General features: G+C 57.0%; 17 protein-coding genes and 1 pseudogene. 7 read left to right on the top strand and 11 right to left on the bottom strand.

The genetic code is table 11. The annotated features are described in order from the left end of the window. Positions 1–83: 83 nt before the first annotated feature. From PH552_RS26530 to PH552_RS26515, 4 genes are all read left to right on the top strand, one after another. Positions 84–539: a hypothetical protein gene (locus tag PH552_RS26530; protein ID WP_285166393.1), complete on the top strand. Its 456-nt coding sequence runs from the start codon at positions 84–86 to the stop codon at positions 537–539. Between the two features lie 137 nt (positions 540–676). Next, positions 677–853: a DUF3606 domain-containing protein gene (locus PH552_RS26525; RefSeq protein ID WP_285166392.1), complete on the top strand. Its 177-nt coding sequence runs from the start codon at positions 677–679 to the stop codon at positions 851–853. A 3-nt stretch (positions 854–856) separates the two neighbouring features. Beyond that, a complete protein-coding gene (gene xth / locus PH552_RS26520) occupies positions 857–1,660 on the top strand; it encodes an exodeoxyribonuclease III (RefSeq protein ID WP_285166391.1) in 804 nt (267 codons plus the stop codon). Positions 1,661–1,711: 51 nt separating this feature from the next. Further along, positions 1,712–2,575 carry an alpha/beta fold hydrolase gene (locus PH552_RS26515; RefSeq protein WP_145646840.1) on the top strand — a complete coding sequence of 288 codons (864 nt, stop codon included), beginning with the start codon at positions 1,712–1,714 and terminating at the stop codon, positions 2,573–2,575. Positions 2,576–2,709: 134 nt separating this feature from the next. Here PH552_RS26515 and PH552_RS26510 read toward each other — a convergent pair whose 3' ends face one another. From PH552_RS26510 to PH552_RS26490, 4 genes are all read right to left on the bottom strand, one after another. Beyond that, positions 2,710–3,612, bottom strand: a complete 903-nt coding sequence (locus PH552_RS26510; RefSeq protein ID WP_285166390.1) for a hypothetical protein — start codon at positions 3,610–3,612, stop codon at positions 2,710–2,712. Between the two features lie 499 nt (positions 3,613–4,111). Further along, positions 4,112–5,287, bottom strand: coding sequence for a GGDEF domain-containing protein (locus PH552_RS26505; RefSeq protein ID WP_285166389.1), 1,176 nt, complete (start codon positions 5,285–5,287; stop codon positions 4,112–4,114). A gap of 189 nt (positions 5,288–5,476) precedes the next feature. After that, the gene (locus PH552_RS33845; protein WP_483315508.1) at positions 5,477–6,583 is read right to left on the bottom strand and encodes a HipA N-terminal domain-containing protein; all 1,107 of its coding nucleotides are present in this window, start codon (positions 6,581–6,583) and stop codon (positions 5,477–5,479) included. Further along, positions 6,583–6,960 (bottom strand): helix-turn-helix domain-containing protein, encoded by a 378-nt coding sequence (locus tag PH552_RS26490; RefSeq protein WP_169646475.1) that lies wholly within the window; start codon positions 6,958–6,960, stop codon positions 6,583–6,585. Before PH552_RS26490 ends, PH552_RS33845 begins: the two co-directional genes overlap by 1 nt. A gap of 460 nt (positions 6,961–7,420) precedes the next feature. On the opposite strand from PH552_RS26490, the gene PH552_RS26485 reads away from it, so the two are divergent. Continuing rightward, on the top strand, positions 7,421–7,690 hold the full coding sequence (locus PH552_RS26485; protein ID WP_181592448.1) for a hypothetical protein: 270 nt from the start codon (positions 7,421–7,423) through the stop codon (positions 7,688–7,690). Between the two features lie 514 nt (positions 7,691–8,204). Here the strand turns inward: PH552_RS26485 and PH552_RS26480 are convergent. The 4 genes from PH552_RS26480 to PH552_RS26465 form a co-directional block, all read right to left on the bottom strand. Further along, positions 8,205–8,534 carry a helix-turn-helix domain-containing protein gene (locus tag PH552_RS26480; RefSeq protein WP_112345414.1) on the bottom strand — a complete coding sequence of 110 codons (330 nt, stop codon included), beginning with the start codon at positions 8,532–8,534 and terminating at the stop codon, positions 8,205–8,207. Between the two features lie 201 nt (positions 8,535–8,735). After that, positions 8,736–8,975, bottom strand: coding sequence for a hypothetical protein (locus PH552_RS26475; RefSeq protein ID WP_112345468.1), 240 nt, complete (start codon positions 8,973–8,975; stop codon positions 8,736–8,738). A gap of 470 nt (positions 8,976–9,445) precedes the next feature. Beyond that, complete coding sequence (locus tag PH552_RS26470; RefSeq protein WP_285166388.1) at positions 9,446–10,099, bottom strand: nucleotidyl transferase AbiEii/AbiGii toxin family protein; 654 nt, start codon at positions 10,097–10,099, stop codon at positions 9,446–9,448. A gap of 36 nt (positions 10,100–10,135) precedes the next feature. Then, on the bottom strand, positions 10,136–10,405 hold the full coding sequence (locus PH552_RS26465) for a hypothetical protein (RefSeq protein WP_112345412.1): 270 nt from the start codon (positions 10,403–10,405) through the stop codon (positions 10,136–10,138). A gap of 219 nt (positions 10,406–10,624) precedes the next feature. Here PH552_RS26465 and PH552_RS26460 point away from each other — a divergent pair, with 219 nt between their 5' ends. After that, positions 10,625–11,242 (top strand): type IV toxin-antitoxin system AbiEi family antitoxin domain-containing protein, encoded by a 618-nt coding sequence (locus tag PH552_RS26460; RefSeq protein ID WP_285166409.1) that lies wholly within the window; start codon positions 10,625–10,627, stop codon positions 11,240–11,242. Positions 11,243–11,266: 24 nt separating this feature from the next. Then, complete coding sequence (locus tag PH552_RS26455; protein WP_285166387.1) at positions 11,267–12,100, top strand: nucleotidyl transferase AbiEii/AbiGii toxin family protein; 834 nt, start codon at positions 11,267–11,269, stop codon at positions 12,098–12,100. Positions 12,101–12,238: 138 nt separating this feature from the next. Here the strand turns inward: PH552_RS26455 and PH552_RS26450 are convergent. From PH552_RS26450 to PH552_RS26440, 3 genes and pseudogenes are all read right to left on the bottom strand, one after another. Then, positions 12,239–12,376, bottom strand: a pseudogene (locus PH552_RS26450) (SOS response-associated peptidase); the annotation flags it as partial. A gap of 460 nt (positions 12,377–12,836) precedes the next feature. Further along, a complete protein-coding gene (locus PH552_RS26445; protein WP_285166386.1) occupies positions 12,837–13,460 on the bottom strand; it encodes a DUF4142 domain-containing protein in 624 nt (207 codons plus the stop codon). A gap of 17 nt (positions 13,461–13,477) precedes the next feature. Continuing rightward, positions 13,478–14,884: a cytochrome B6 gene (locus PH552_RS26440; protein WP_112345392.1), complete on the bottom strand. Its 1,407-nt coding sequence runs from the start codon at positions 14,882–14,884 to the stop codon at positions 13,478–13,480. Positions 14,885–15,328 lie beyond the last annotated feature (444 nt).

Raw genomic sequence — 15,328 nt, 5'->3', positions numbered from 1 at the left:
ATCACCGCTCTGCGCGCCCGATCGGGGTCACGCCCGGTGGAACCGACGAGGGCGCGGGAAGTTTCCCCTTGAAGGAGGCTGCCATGACCGAGAAAAAGAAGATCGTCGAGGTGAAGGTGACGACTGATAATGGAGAAGACGTGCCGATCGGTATCATGAACGCCAGCCAGGCGACCAAACTTTCGGACGATCTTGATGTCGTGATCTCGCACCAGGACGGCGAGGCAGGTACCACCGACCGCGAAGAATCGAAACCTTTGGCCGGTCATGAGCCGGCAAATCATGTGTTTCCTTCGCCGGCCAGCAACACAGAGGCTGACCGCGCCAAGGAAGCACAGGCCGTTGTGCGCGATGCTTTGGACAGTCTCGTCGCATCGGCTAACGCGGCTGGCTGGGGCACGCATGAAATTGTGGTCGCGATCCTCGAGGCTGGAAGGCTTCTCGAGAAAGCAAACGCTGCCGATCCTGATCCTGCCGAAGATGCGGCGGTGAGCGACCTTGGTCGTGCGCAGATCGGTCATGGTGAACAGTATGACTAGACGATCGGATAACGATCGCCTGCAAATCCCGAACCATGTTTGCCAACCAGCATTCTCAACCCGAAGAGGCTGGCCCATGGAACTTCTTGATTCGAGGCCCGTTTTTCGTGGGTCGAAACTCGTCAGGAGGCATTGTCATGGCAACCACATCGAGAGGTCGCGCCCGGGATCGTGCGAAGGTCGCAGGCGGCCAGGATCACGAGGTCCGTTACGAGGCGAAGAAGGAAGGCGTCTCGAAGGACAGGGTCAAGAAGGCCGCGAAGAGCGCCGGAAGCTCGCGCAAGAAGGTCGAAGCGGAAATCGGCCGGCACTAAGCCGTGAAGCTGGCGACCTACAACGTCAATGGCATAAACGGCAGGCTTGAAATCCTCCTCCGATGGCTGGAAGAGGCCGCGCCGGATGTCGTATGCCTGCAGGAACTAAAGGCCCCGCAAGAGAAGTTTCCGATCAAGGCGATCGAGGCCGCCGGCTATGGCGCAGTGTGGCAGGGCCAGAAATCCTGGAACGGCGTTGCGATCCTTGCAGAGGGGCAGGAACCCCATCTTACGAGGCGAGGGCTTCCGGGCGAACCGGAAGACGAGCACAGTCGTTACATCGAAGCCATCGTCGACGGGATCGTAATCGGCGGCCTATACCTCCCGAACGGCAATCCTTATCCGGGACCCAAGTTCGATTACAAGCTCCGCTGGTTCAAGCGGCTTCAAGCCTACGCCGCCGAGCTGCTGGAGCTTGAGGTGCCGGTCGTTCTCGTCGGCGATTTCAACGTGATGCCCACCGAGATGGACGTCTACAAGCCGGAACGCTGGACGAACGACGCATTGTTCCGCGTCGAAGTCCGCGAGGCCTACAGGAAACTCGTCGATCAAGGCTGGACCGATGCTCTCCGCCATCTGCATCCGGACGAGCGCATCTACACGTTCTGGGACTATTTCCGAAACGCGTATGCTCGCGACGCCGGACTGCGGATCGACCACTTCCTGCTCAACTCGGAGGTGGCAGCCCGTCTGTCGAAGGCCGAGGTCGACAAGCACGTCCGCGGCTGGGAGCACGCCAGCGACCATGCTCCCGTATGGATCGAACTCAGCGACGAGAGCGCTAAGAAGAAGAGGAGGAAATCATGACCGAGGCGGTGGGCGTAAGAACAGCCGACCTAATATTCGAGGAGACCGGATATGTTCAGCGGAATGGCACTGGATTACATCGACGTTGGCCCCGGCCTTTTACGCGTTCGCCACGGCGGCAATGGCCCGCCCCTGTTGTTGCTCCACGGCCATCCGCGAACGCATATGACGTGGGGTCAAGTCGCGGACCTCTTGTCTGCGCACTTCACGATTGTTTGCCCCGACCTCAGGGGATTTGGAAAGTCTTTCCAACCCGTGGATAGCGAGAACAGCCGGCATTCTTCGAAACGGGCGAAGGCACTTGATTGTGTGGCACTGATGCAAGCTTTGGGACATCGGAAATTTGCCGTGGCGGGGCATGACCGAGGCAGCTATGTGGCATTCCGTCTTGCGCTCGATCATCCCGAGATCGTCACCAGGGTGGCCGTGATCGACAGCATTCCGATCGTGGAGCATCTCGAACGGATGGATTGGCATTTTGCGCGTGACTGGTATCACTGGTTCTTCTTCGCGCAGCCTGAAAAGCCCGAGCAAGCGATCAATGCCGATCCTCGGGCTTGGTACCATGCCATCCGTCCGGATATCATGGGCAAAGAGGCCTACGATGACCTGCTGACGGCGATCCAAAATCCAGCCGTTGTCCACGGAATGATCGAGGATTACAGGGCAGGCTTGAGCGTCGATCGGGAAGATGAACTGCAGGACCGGGTTGCCGGAAGGCGGATCACATGCCCATTGCTTTGCCTTTGGTCGACCAAAGACGATCTCGAGCATTTCTTCGGCGACCCGAGGGAAATCTGGCGGTCGTGGGCGACGGATGTCACGGGTCACGGTATCGAAAGCGGCCACCACGTCGCTGAAGAAAATCCCGTCGATCTCGCGAATTCACTCCGGCGTTTTTTCGAGAAAGGATAAATCTTTGATCGCGCCGATCCACTATCAAACCGGCTCAAGGCACGCCTCCACATAGAGGCTGTTGGTGTCTCCATTTGTTGCCTGACGTTCTGCGCCACCGCGATGACGCAGAGCGAAACGCTTGCCGTTGCGGCTCAAGGACGTCGGCTGCGTGTATCCACGAGCAAGTCCTCTTCTTCATCACGCTGACGACCGCCAAGTGCCGCGGCCGCCGATGCCATGAAGGCGCCGACCAGCAGCGATAGGGACCCGACCAGCGCGCTCGTCGCGCCCGCTTTCCTGGCTTTGTCAGCCGCGTCTTTTGCTGCCGACTTGGCGTCATCGATTTGCTTGAGCACCGCATCGACCCGGTTGCGGGCATCCGTTTCGGAAAGGCCCGTGCGCGCGGAAATGATCGTTGCGATATAGGATTTGTCTCCATCCGGAAGCTGTCCGCTGGCCGCACCCTGTACGAGGATCCGCGAGATCTCGGCCGCGGCTGCGCCATCGTCGGATTGAGCGCGGTCTGCGGCCTTTGCGGGCCGGAGGAGCGCGTCTGTAAAATAGGCGGTTGCGTCCGCACCACGTGTTGATGCAGCGGCGCCGGCGCTAACCGCGTTTTGCGCGACTTGACCGGCGGCATTGGCCGACGCGCTCGCCAGCGAAGTCAATGAAGAGGCGAGAAACCCTGCTACGAACACCGTTGCCAGCGCCCAGCTCAGAAACCCGTGTGCCGTGTCGCGAAAAAAGACCTCGTCGGAGTGGACTTCAACCCATTTCGTACGGAGACGGCCCGTAAGATAGCCACCGATCGCTGATGACAGCCATTGAACGACCACCAGCCAGATCGCCGCAGTGATGCCGACGGCTGTCGCCGAATTGCTCTGGTCAGACCAGGGAGAAACCATCGTGAGCCCAACACCTGATCCAAGCAATAGAAGAATGAGGGTAATTCCGGTTGCCGCAAAGGCGCCTCCGATGATGGGGCCCCAGACGATAGCGGGCTTGGAAGATTCGACAGGAACCGTACCTCTGGGGACGTCTTCAATGACCGACATTGACGCCTCCTATCGCGTGAAGAGAACGAGAAGAATGACGATCGGCAAGGGAATACCGAGAAGCCAGAGCAAAATACCTCGACCCATTTTACCATCCTCCAATGGGGGTGAATTGATGCCTATCCCAACGGCGATGGAGACAGTTTGTTCCAGAGTCTTCGTCCGCACATAGAGTAAGCAGTTGCTTACGAATATGGAGCGACAGGTCGTTCTCGATATCATCCTGATGCATCAGCGGGAGGGCACCGCAACAGCAGGATTTGTAGCGAAGGTTCTTCTTCGCAAATCCTGTCGGCATGAGACTGGTATGTTCCCATGTCGGATGATCCTTCCCGGCCTGACGAAGCTTTACTCGGTAACTTCGCCGGGCGTCTTGATCATTTGCCGTCTTCTTGGCGCTTCGCGCGGCCTCGCCGCGTCATGGGATCTTCTCGATCCCGCCCGTCTGTGTTGCCGCCCCACTCGGGGAGCGCTCGGCTGGCGCATTCGCAATGCGGACTTACGAGGAGCGCGCCAGGTTCTGGTTCTTGGCAGGAAACACGTCTTGCGTAGCATCGCAAACACGGTTTCGCCCTGCGGCTTTCGCCAAATACAGCGCTCGATCGGCTTCTCGGCAAAGATGCGACAGCTCCGATCCTTCATGAGTAGCCTTTGCGATACCGATGCTTGTCGTTACGACGATTTCGCGGGCAATGGCAGGGTAGCGAAGCTCAGCGACGGTTTTGCGAATCTGCTCGGCATGGAGCAGGGCGTTTCCCGCATTTGTTGGGAGAAAAACTATAAATTCTTCGCCTCCCTGTCGTGCGAACAGTGCCGAGGATGGCAGGATCGATTGCACTGCCTGCGCCATCGTTGCCAGAACCTCGTCGCCTGCAGCGTGCCCCCAGCGATCGTTCAACTGCTTGAAGTGATCGATATCCAGATAGAGAACGGCGTCGCCTTCTTGGGCTTGTTTGGGCACGTTCGTATTAAAGAAGCGGCGGTTATACAGACCCGTAAGAGCGTCGCGGTCGGCCAGACGTTTGATCTTGATATGTTGGCGCTCGCTAATGAAAATCACGATGGCAATCGCAAGCACGAATTTGGAAATTATCATCAGGAAGAAGCCGCTCGCTACGTCGAGCAAGGGAAAGGTATTGAATGCAAATTCCAGACCCATGATCAACGCGAGTAGGCTGGCGGACGCTAGTATCGCCGCGACCAGCTTCCGAATTGGAAGAGGCTCGATATAGCTGTCCAGGAACACGACAGCTGCCGTGCCCGCCATCGTCAGGCAACCGAGAAAAGTGAAAGTCGTCGCCCGATATGTGTTGTTCAGGTGGAAGGCCGTGATCAGCCCGATTGCCAGCGTTGCCGCTGCTGGTATGAGAACCAGCCACGTATTGATTTTTCGATCAGGGTTGCTGATGACAATAAACGCGAAGCCCAATAGGCAATATCCAAGTACGGCGAGAACAATATTGATAAGGCTGAGAGGGCCGTAAAGTGCCGGATGAATTTCTGCATGGCCCGCAAGGGTCGAACCTCCGGCGAGAACAATAAAGCTTGCTGCTAGAAGTCCAACTCCACGGCTTTCTTCCGATGTCAGGCGCAGATACCCCAAGGTCAAAGCACCGGCGATATAGGATGTCTTCTGGAGGAAGAGAACTGTCGGCATATCCAGTTCGTTAATCATCAAGCCCCACGGCAATGGTCGTTCGTTAGGAGCGCAATACGCTGAACACTTAAATATTTTGCGAAGATTTAAGCAGTTTGTCTTCCAGCATCAGTGCAAGGATGCATCGTGATCAAGGTTGCTGCCAATATCGCCGAAGCGCTGAGGGCAATAACCAGCAATTCCACGAGGTCGCTGGTTCGCATCCCTTCAGGAGCTTAATATGTATCTACCGCGTCGTAAAACCGATTGCATCCTCTCCATAAGGGACAGCTCGGTATGACAGATTTCTACCCTTAGCTGAGAGTGTCGCGATGTAAATTCGCAGCTCCATGGTGCCTTGACATCTTCCGCCCAGGCAGGTTGCGATCCGGCGTCGGGTTCACGTCGAATACCGGCGACAAGCGCCACTGACCGGCCCCGACATAAAGGAAGCCGTGGTTTTTCAGGTGATCGTCCTTGTTGGACACGAGGATCGTGAAGAGCAGACGCCGGTAAAGTTCGCGGAAATCGTGAGAAGGATCGGGGGAATAAGAGCGCATGAAATCGACGATCTCGGTATAGGAACCCAGCTCCGCCCCTGTCTTGCCGAGCGCGGTGCGCGCGGAGATGTAGGGAATTCGTGCGGCCCTGCGTCGGTCGAACCGCCGGATCAGAGCAACTGGAAACGGCGTGTCTGCCGCAGGCTTCGGCCAGACGAAGGGTCGCTACCTCGACGCGCTCTATGGGCTGCTGATCGTCGACCGAGGTGAATTTCGCCAGCCATAGCACATCGCCATCCCTGACATTCGCTTTGGGGCGAGCGCCGCCGGAGCCGCCGGCGCCGGCCAGGGCCTGCATTTCCTCGGGCGAAATTTCCTTGCCCTGTTCATAGGCTCGCGCGATCGCCGTTATGGTTTCGAGATCGACCAGACGCGGAATGGCGTCTGCTGCCTTGCCCCGAATGACCTCGCCGTGGTCATCCAGAAAGCGTAACGCGCCTTGTCGGCAGGTATCGTCGGAAAGCGTCAGATACTCGAATTCGTTGAGGCCATTGCCATATGCGCGCTCGAGCAGCCTGCGTCCCCAACTGTCGGGAGCCGCACCGGCGAAAGCGCCTGCCAATGCGTCGCGCATGTGGCCGGGCTGTCTCGAAGTGTGGAATGGGCCGGCCTCAAGAGGAAAATCGGGCTGTATGGCAAAGGCGCGCGGGTCTTCGATCCATTCGGCGCCATAGGCGAAGGTCGAGAATTGCCGTGGACCGGCATGCGTGAAACGCAACTGGCCCACCGATGTTTGGCTTTCGCCAAGCGCGACGTGGGCGACGAACTCGGCCATCAGAAGGAAGCCCCATCAGGGTCCACAACGTCCTGCCGTTCCTGCTTCTCCTCCGTCTTAGCTTTCTGCTTTCTCAGCCTTGCCGCGAAGGAGCGGCCCCGGCGCGGTCCGTGCTCCGCTGCCAGCGCCAGCCCCAGATCGTCCTTGCGGATATCGATCAGGTCAGCGAGACGCTCCAGAAGACCCAGCACAACGAGAACGTCGGCAAGCGTGCCAATGGCAACGCCTGCATCACCCCGTTCAAGGCGCGCGATGGAACTCGGCGACGTCCCCGCACGTACGGCGAGATCCGCCACGGCGATGCCACGCCGCAGACGCGCGTTCCTGATATCTTGGCCCAGCTGTTCCAGTGCTGGCTTCGTCTTGGGAGAGCTCATTTCAATCGATCATATTTGACTTAATAATCTATATAATCAATCATATATGACTTAATAAAGCCGTAGTCAAGGATTCGAGTCCGCACCCGCCCGGCAGCGCCAGCGTCTCGCTTCAATATCTGCGGGAGGAGAAAAGCCTTCCGCTGCGTGCGAGCATTGGTCCCGGTCAACCCTTCGAGCGGGGAGATCTCCGCAATGCCCTCAGAGTGAGAGAGCGGACTGGATTTCCGTGACGGGAAGAGGCTGGGAGGGAGGCTCCGGCGCCCGTCGCGGAGATTGGACCCACGAACATGCAGGTTCTCGCTTCGCGCCGTGATGGGCGTGACGGTTACAAGGTGGATGTCAGCCCTGGCCAGCGGATCGGCGAAATCTCGTCCGAATGAAATCTCGCGTCCGGCCGACGAGAGCTACCTTTCCCTGTCGGAGATGGCCAGGTCGGTGCGCGACCGCGCCGATGTAGATGGAGAAAAATGGCGGCCGCGCCTTCCACTCTGCTTCGAGCGAACTGCTGGCGGAGGTCATTTTCGGCTACGAACAATATGGATCTCAAGGGGTAAACGCCCTTAGCTATGCCGATGCCATCAAGCACGCGATAGCATCGAGCATTACTATAACGTCGGAATGGCAGCCAATCACGGTCCAGACCATGCCTGGCCTGGGTGCCACCAAAAGCTCTGTGAAGTTCAAGGATGCTGCGGTCGAGGTGATCATTGTCGTATCTGGTAATTAATGTGTGGAGGATGATCACCCTTACCAGGGGCAGTTCGCCGCAACAGTCCGCCGAAAAGAACAAGTTTGTACAAAGCATGTTCGCGACCACGACTTGAATGCTCGGTTATGGAAACGCCAGATCGGCGGTTTTATTCCTGACGACATTAGCTAGCCTAGCCTTTTGTCCGAAAGCTTCCAATTTATCCCAAGGTGGACCGCTTCAAAGGCCCCGAAGAGAGATCCTTACCGCGCCGGATTCCAATTCGGAGAGGTGGCTTTTCACCTACTCGATGTGAAACTTGAGCTTGGCGCTGGTCTTGCAAGTCATCTGTCAGGTCGTCCATCTTCGGTCACCAGCCTGCGCCCAACCTTATACTCATGGTACCAACCCAACAACCCAATCATATCTGTTGCCGCCGCGCTCGCCCGTCGGAAAGCTCTGTTATGTTTTCCTCAGTGCTGGCGGTGTGCGTGCCGATTGGTGGGCGCAGATGAAGGTTATTGCGGGGCGCGTAAGCGATCAATCCCGGGACCTAGCCACCGGCGCCGGGCGGCGCGTCGTTCTCCAAGTTCTCGGGGTACTGTACAAACTCACTTTCGTCTACATCGATCGCAGCACCATTCGCCTTACGCAGCGAGACGCCCATACCGGACGCAACGCCACCGGCCTCGAGGAACGTCACGCCGGCTGTTTCGAGGGCTATACGGACTGCGGCAACATCATTCCGCGTGTCGGCAACCTGCCTTTTGCTTGCTTCCATGCGTTTCAGCGTCGGCACTGAGATATTCGCAGCGAGAGCGAGCGTTGCTCGCGACATGCCGACGAGCGCTCGAGCGGCCGAAATCTGCCTGCCAGATAGCATGTTAAGGTCCTTTAATCTCGTATCCAAAGGTGTTGGACAGCACATCCGATTCCGCCGATAATCTTGCTGCATCACGCGACGAGTGAGATCACGGCCGGAGAGAGGTTGACCGCTGATGTATGCTCTTCGATCAGAGCGAGATGATTGAGTATGCACCGTGGGACGCAACGCAAATGGCGCTCCGTGGGCCAGCACTCCCGATCACCACCATCGCGAACTATTTGACGACGCATCGCGTCCGAGAACATATCCAATCGCGAAGGCGAGGGCGCCGATCGTAAGGACAATCCCTGTTGCCGCGTGCGGATGCTCAGCGGCGCCCGCGACCACTGCGGCACTCTCACGGACAACGGCGTCCTTGGCGCCCTTCGCCACCTTCGGGACACCTGTCAGGGGCTCTGCGGGTGTTCCTGTGAAGCCAGCACTGAGTTCGTCGGTCATGATATTCCTCCTTTCTTCTTTGGGAAAGAGAACCCGCGCCGGCCAGGGAAGTTCCGGCGACGTGGCTAACTGCAAGAGGTGGCGTAGCGGCATCTGCAAAAAGCACTGGAAGCGATAACACGCTAGCGGCATAGCCCTTTTGTGCTTTTTGACGTGGGCCGGTGCTTTACAAACAAAGCTCTGCATTTTCCACGCAAAGTTTACCTTTTGGGGCTCCTGCGTCGCGAATTCGGCATGGGGTGCGCTGTTCCTCCACGACCCGCTGCCGAGCTTGCATCGCCATTTGCGATAGGGTTTCCACATGCTCAACCACAAGAAGCTATCTCTTGCCATCCCGGGATGTCAGTCCGGTTCCGGTCCCTAAATCGGTCATTACATGCCAGAAGGACTAATGTCCGTTACTGGGGAAATTCAGACAGATGGCCTTCGTAAAAATGGGGCCGTCGGTTCGGTTCTCTTCAAGAGCCCGCTTAAACCTCGGTTGTTGGCCCATAGCCACAAACGGCCTCTAAAATCTCAATTGTCATCTGCTGTGCTTGCGATGGAATCCTTGAGTATTTTGATTGGTATAGAAGTTTAGACATAACAGCCTCGGCGAGCCGGGCGTCCATCACGCGCGCCGTTTTCAGCGCGCGTCTGCATGAGTCCTTGAATGGAATGAGCGCCGTTACGAGATAATCATGGCCTTCGCTCTCGCGGACGCATGCGATATCGAACATGTCGCGTGGCTGCATTGAGCCCCCGCGATAGAAAATCTTTTTCGCAACGATCTCGGCTGGCGTTTCGAGGTAAGCCCTCTGCCCACGTATTTCTCTTTCTGTCGTGGGCCCAAACGTAAGGTGTGTTGCGACGATAAAGTCGACCTCTCCGATATCCTTGAACACGATTTTGAGAGCGTGCGTGCCGTCGAAAGTGTAAGCGTCAGGATACAGATCGAGAGCGAAGCCCTGCGTTTGTGGATTGAGATAAGGTAGCACCTGAGGATCGTCGATGAAGATATCAACATCGAAACTTTCCCGGTGGCCGATTTGGAGCATCAGCGCAGTGCCGCCGCCGAAACTCCAGCTGTCGAGAACGGGGAACTTCGAATTAACTTGGCTGATTATTTTCAAGGGCCTGGTCAAAGAGCTCTGCCCAATGACTATTTTGCGATTGTGTCACTAGGCGGCCCGGGCAAGCGGCAATTCGTATCCGGCCATGTCGGAAAACCGCTGTGCAACGACGGAGGCATCAGTAAGATTGACGTGCATTTCATCCAGAAACGAATGCTGAAGGCTTTCGCTAACTTCAGAAAAGAACGCAAACGCAGATGCGTCGTAATGGTCGGCGCTTGCCGGGTCGACAATCTTCGACGCCAACTGTTCAGCCGAAAGGCTCGTCCCGTAAGGGGCGTTTACCGTGGCTAATACTGTCATAGTGACAAACGTCATCGATTTTTACCGCAATGAATACATTGCTTTATATAGCCTTTCGCAGCGGTGGAGACAAGGAGTGAGCAGTTTGAGGGCTTCGGTTCGTTGGTTCGACTCCATTCAAAAGCAAGTGTTTGTTATCGGCTGGCGACTTCGCCAATTGGCGGCTTTCTTGGGTTTAAGGATTGTGATACAAATCCTCGGATAATAGATTCTATGCTCCGAGTTCTCGTATCAATGCCGGCTTCCGTCACGCAACGCCAAATCGCCCGAACCGTGCTCGCTGAACGCGGGATAGCACGTCTCGCGGAACTGCGGAATGCAGGCGTGACGGCGGCGACCGTGAGCCGAATGGAACGGAATGGTGAGGTCGTGCGGCTTGCCCGCGGTCTTTATCAACTTCCCGATGCAGAGCTCGATGCCAATCATAGCCTGGCGGAGATTGCCAAACGCGCCCCGAAGGCCGTTATCTGCCTTGTTTCGGCCCTCGCTTTCCACGGCTTGACGGATCAACTTCCGAGACAAATCTGGCTTGCCATAGGCCGCAAAGACTGGGCTCCGCAACCGGAAGGCCCTGCTATGCGCATCGTGCGTTTCACAGACAGCCTTCTTAACGAAAGCGTCGAGACCCATGTTGTAGAAGGCGTTCCGGTGAAGGTTTTTGGAATCGCCAAGACGATTGCCGATTGCTTTCGCTATCGCAACAAGATTGGCCTGTCCGTAGCGATAGAGGGGCTGCAGGAGACGCTGCGGCAACGAAGGGCTACTCCCGGCGAAATCACTGACCAAGCCGAGCGCGGTGGTGTTGGCACCGTAATCCGTCCGTATCTCGAGGCACTGACCGCCAATGGCTAAGGAATCAGAAATCTCGGAGCCTCGGTGCGCGCTCGCCTGTTGCAACTCGCCAAGGCAAACGGGCAAAGTTTTGATCTGATCCTGACGCGCTTCGCTCTTGAACGGTTGCTGTTCCGGCTCAGCCAGTCACCCCATGCGGGCCGTTTCGTGCTGAAGGGCGCGATGCTGATGATGAGTTGGTTTGACGATCCGCACTGCGGCACGCGCGACCTTGACCTTTTGGGCTTTGGCAATCCTGAACCAGAACCGATGCTTGAGACCTTTCGAGAGATTTTAGCGCAAGAGGCTGACGATGGCGTCACGTTCGACGCCGAAACCCTCCGCGTGGATCGCATTCGCGAGGGACTGGAATATGGTGGGCTCAGATTACGGGTGGTCGCTTCTATCAGCGGCGCCCGGATTACCCTGACGATCGACATCGGATTTGGCGATGCGCTCGAGCCTGGGGTGGAGATGCTAGATTATCCTTCTATGCTCGTTTTTCCGACGGCCCGGCTCAGAGCCTATGCGCGGGAGACGGTCATTGCCGAAAAGTTCCAGGCGATGGTCATGCTGGGGCGTGCAAACAGCCGCATGAAGGACTTCTACGATATCTGGATTCTCAGCAGGTCATTCGATTTCACCGATGACCGATTGGCGCGCGCAATCGCAGCGACGTTCGAGCGGCGCCAAACTCCGATCCCGACCGAGCTACCGGACGCCCTGACGGACGTCTTTGCCAAGGACGAGCAAAAGCAGCGGCAATGGCACGCTTTCCTTGAAGGCGTTGCACATGAACCCGGCGATCTGAAGGATGTCATAGAGATTGCCGCGTTCCTGACGCCACACGTCATTGCCGCTGTGAGGCTGCGCAAATGAGCATTTTGCTCACAATCGCCCGGTCATGGAGCAATGACAAATCGATTTCGCTGACCACGTAAATAACTGGTCACACGTTCGTGTCCCTTCACATCGACGGACCGGTTTTGTTGGCTGTGGGTCGTGACCTTTAAAGGTACCCATGTCGGTGATCTTGATGTCTTCACGCGGTTCGAGGTTCGGTATGCCTTCACCAAAGTGGATCTTGATCTTCAGATCCGCGAAGTCCTTCGTAATCAAGGCAGGATCCACCATTAGCCGGTAATCATTGCACATTGCTTTTCCTTCGAATGTGGTCCTATCACCGAGCAACGAGTCGCTGCAGGTGTGATACATGCTCGGCTTGCGCGCGCTCCAGCAGGACGAGCAGATCCTCGGCGTCCTTTGTCGGCAGCCGGAGAGCGGCCAACCTCGTGATCAACGCGGTTTGGCGAGCGAGGATGGCGGCTCCATCTCGAACGTGTCGCATGACCATCTGAAGTTCGATCTCACTGGCGCGCATTCAGGGAGAGTAGCAGTTTTCCAGCATCCGCACACGCTCCATCAGACTTGTCCAAATTGGGCTGCAGGGGGGCGCAATGTGTGTGCCATTCAGCGGCATCACCTTATAAGTTCTGAACCGCGGAAGACTTCCCCGTGATCGGGTGAAGCAGTTTCCGCTGGCTCGAGCAAGGTCAGCAGGAAAGCCGCCACCTCATCCTTTCCAATTCGACGCAGCGCCCGAGACGATGCCTTTCTAAGGCCTGTGCTCGCTCGCTGCGACAGCGTTCGGCAGAAACCGGACGCCGGCCCCGGTGAGGACGGCGTTGATCTCTTGTGCTTGACGGAGATGATCGAGCACGATCGGCAGCAGCGATCCGGCCAGACGTTGCATCTCTGCGTCCTCGCCGAAGGAGATTTCCCATGCCAGCAGTTGCGCCGTCTTCTGATGATCGACAATCTGGGCCGCAATATAGGCCCTGTCGAAAGCCTCGCCGTTCAGCTTATCAAGGCGGTCACGGATCAGCTGGTGATCGGCATCAAGCTCTGTCGGCAGTGGGATCTTCGCGGCATCGGCGAGATTTTTAAGCTTTCCATTGGCATCGCTATGGTCCTGAACCATCCTGTCGGCGAACTGCTTTGCGGCCTCGGCGCCAGCCTTCTGGCCCGCCATGCGGCCTAACTCCACTTCGGCCAACCCACCTGCGGCTGCAAGCTGGGCGAACAGCCGGTCTTGGTTGTTGGTCTGATTGGGAGCAGGAACGCCTGGCTTTGCCATTCTCGTGTCGACGCCCATTCCGGCTGGATTGCCGATCTGGGCAGTGGCTGTGCCTGCAAGCAGCACCAATGTGCTGAGAGCAACGATAATATGGCGGCCCATACGCTTCTCCTTTGTCCTCACAGCGTCAGCATGTAGGCGACGAGATCCTTCTTTTCCTGCTCCGTCAGCTTCACTCCCAGAACGAGATTGAAGAACTCGACGGTATCGGCAAGGGTCAGCAAGCGGCCATCATGAAGGTAGGGTGGAGAATCCTTGATGCCGCGTAAGGTAAAGGTCTTGATCGGCCCATCGGGCAGCGTGACGAAATCGTTGAAGACCTGGCCGATCTTGTAGAAGCGTTCAAGCTTCAGGTCGTGCATGTTGTTGTCCATGAACGCTGTCTGCGGCACATGACACTCGGCGCATCTTCCCTTGCCCATGAATATCTGTTCGCCGGACAGTTCCTGAGGCGTGGCAAGTGCTGGATCCAGCCGCCCGAACGGATCGAGTTTGGGTGCCGGCGGAAAATCGATGATGTTCTGCATCTGCGCCATCATTGCGACCTGGTTAGGTCGGTCGGGAAGATTGACCCCTTTGCGTGTCGCGCTCACGTGATCGCCGTTGAAATAGGCTGTTCGCTGCTCGAATTCGCTGAAGTCTTCGACCGAGCGGAGCGATCGCTTCGACCCGTGGATCTGCTGGTTGAAGAGGCCGCGCAAGCTGGTGGTGTCAAGTCGAAACCGGTCGGCCTGAGGACGAACGTCCGGCGTCAGATGAAAGGCGGCATTGGTGTGAAAATTGGAATGGCAGTCGAGACAGGCGACGCCGGTGCTCTGATCCGCAACCTTGCGGTCTTCGGTCTGGTTGAATTCTTCCTGCGGAAACGGGGTCAGAAGCAGCCGAAGCCCTTCCATCTGGACTGGCGTGATGACGCCGTTCATGATTTCGTAGAAGTTTTTGATCGTCAGCAGCTGACCTCGCGAGACGTCTCCGAGTTCCGGATGTGTGGTCAGGAAGATCGGCGGCGGAAACTCGGGCGTGAAATTGTCCGGAAGATCGAAATCGACGTCGAAACGACGCAGATCGCGCATCTCTTGAGCGTGGATTTCATCGATTTCGCGATTTGGAAAGACCTGGCCGCCTGCCGCCTGTTTGACATGAGGAAAGGGCAAAAATCCTTCCGGTAGAAGGTTCCGCTCTCGGATGTCCGATGGCTTCATGGCGGCGAGCTGATCCCAGCTGACATTTGCCGGGAGCTTGATGCGAACGCCGTCCTGCACCGGCTTCATGCCGCCGGACATCTTGACGTCAGGCATGGGCTTGTCGGCAAGATCATAGCGCCGCTCGAGCAACATGCGCTGCCGTTCCATGACCGCGGGCTTTTGAGCCTCGTCGATCGCCCGGGCTTGCGAAAGCGGCATGGTCGGCAGCGGCCTATAGGTCGCATCAGGCGGCAACGGGTCGGAAATGGCGCCGACGGCAAGGACCGCAACTCCAGAAAAGGAGGCGCCAAAAGCCAGACTTAAATAACGAGATCTCCGCATGTCCCTCTCCCCGTCGCGGCCAAAGTCAGCGTTCCCAACTTTGTAGAAGATCAAAAGTTCCGGGCAGCAATCGAACACTGTGAAGAAGCCTCCGAACCGAGATCGAGGCGATGGTGCTTTTCTACGTATTGCCCTGTATTGGCGTAGGTTTCATTCTCTGGTCCTCTCAATGCGCCAGAGCTTACTTCAAAATAGATTATTTCAACGGGGCAACGTCAGACGAGATAGCAGGTGTGGGAGTATTTTCTTGCCTGCCTATTCGATCTCGATAAATCGATATCAGGCAAGAGCCATTGTGACTTCTAATCGATGACCTAGCGCAGATCAGATCTGTCGGCTCTTAGGGTTTCGATTCCTTTCAAGCAGTGGTCTCACTTAAGTCTGGGAGGCTAGCATGGCCACAAAAGGCTTCTAAAATCTCATTCGTCATCTGCTGCGCTTACG

Source organism: Rhizobium aureum (genome assembly GCF_030182495.1).
Classification (GTDB): domain Bacteria; phylum Pseudomonadota; class Alphaproteobacteria; order Rhizobiales; family Rhizobiaceae; genus Rhizobium; species Rhizobium tropici_C.
Note: the sequence above shows the minus strand (reverse complement) of the source record. Positions and strands in the feature narration are given on the sequence as shown.

Bases quoted from the DNA above. Each gene is read 5' to 3' on its own strand.
- PH552_RS26530 (WP_285166393.1), top strand. From the start codon at position 84: ATGACCGAGAAAAAGAAGATCGTCGAGGTGAAGGTGACGACTGATAAT.
- PH552_RS26525 (WP_285166392.1), top strand. From the start codon at position 677: ATGGCAACCACATCGAGAGGTCGCGCCCGGGATCGTGCGAAGGTCGCA.
- PH552_RS26515 (WP_145646840.1), top strand. From the start codon at position 1,712: ATGTTCAGCGGAATGGCACTGGATTACATCGACGTTGGCCCCGGCCTT.
- PH552_RS26510 (WP_285166390.1), bottom strand. From the start codon at position 3,612: ATGTCGGTCATTGAAGACGTCCCCAGAGGTACGGTTCCTGTCGAATCT.
- PH552_RS26505 (WP_285166389.1), bottom strand. From the start codon at position 5,287: ATGATTAACGAACTGGATATGCCGACAGTTCTCTTCCTCCAGAAGACA.
- PH552_RS33845 (WP_483315508.1), bottom strand. From the start codon at position 6,583: ATGGCCGAGTTCGTCGCCCACGTCGCGCTTGGCGAAAGCCAAACATCG.
- PH552_RS26490 (WP_169646475.1), bottom strand. From the start codon at position 6,960: ATGAGCTCTCCCAAGACGAAGCCAGCACTGGAACAGCTGGGCCAAGAT.
- PH552_RS26485 (WP_181592448.1), top strand. From the start codon at position 7,421: ATGGAGAAAAATGGCGGCCGCGCCTTCCACTCTGCTTCGAGCGAACTG.
- PH552_RS26480 (WP_112345414.1), bottom strand. From the start codon at position 8,534: ATGCTATCTGGCAGGCAGATTTCGGCCGCTCGAGCGCTCGTCGGCATG.
- PH552_RS26475 (WP_112345468.1), bottom strand. From the start codon at position 8,975: ATGACCGACGAACTCAGTGCTGGCTTCACAGGAACACCCGCAGAGCCC.
- PH552_RS26465 (WP_112345412.1), bottom strand. From the start codon at position 10,405: ATGACGTTTGTCACTATGACAGTATTAGCCACGGTAAACGCCCCTTAC.
- PH552_RS26460 (WP_285166409.1), top strand. From the start codon at position 10,625: ATGCCGGCTTCCGTCACGCAACGCCAAATCGCCCGAACCGTGCTCGCT.
- PH552_RS26445 (WP_285166386.1), bottom strand. From the start codon at position 13,460: ATGGGCCGCCATATTATCGTTGCTCTCAGCACATTGGTGCTGCTTGCA.
- PH552_RS26440 (WP_112345392.1), bottom strand. From the start codon at position 14,884: ATGCGGAGATCTCGTTATTTAAGTCTGGCTTTTGGCGCCTCCTTTTCT.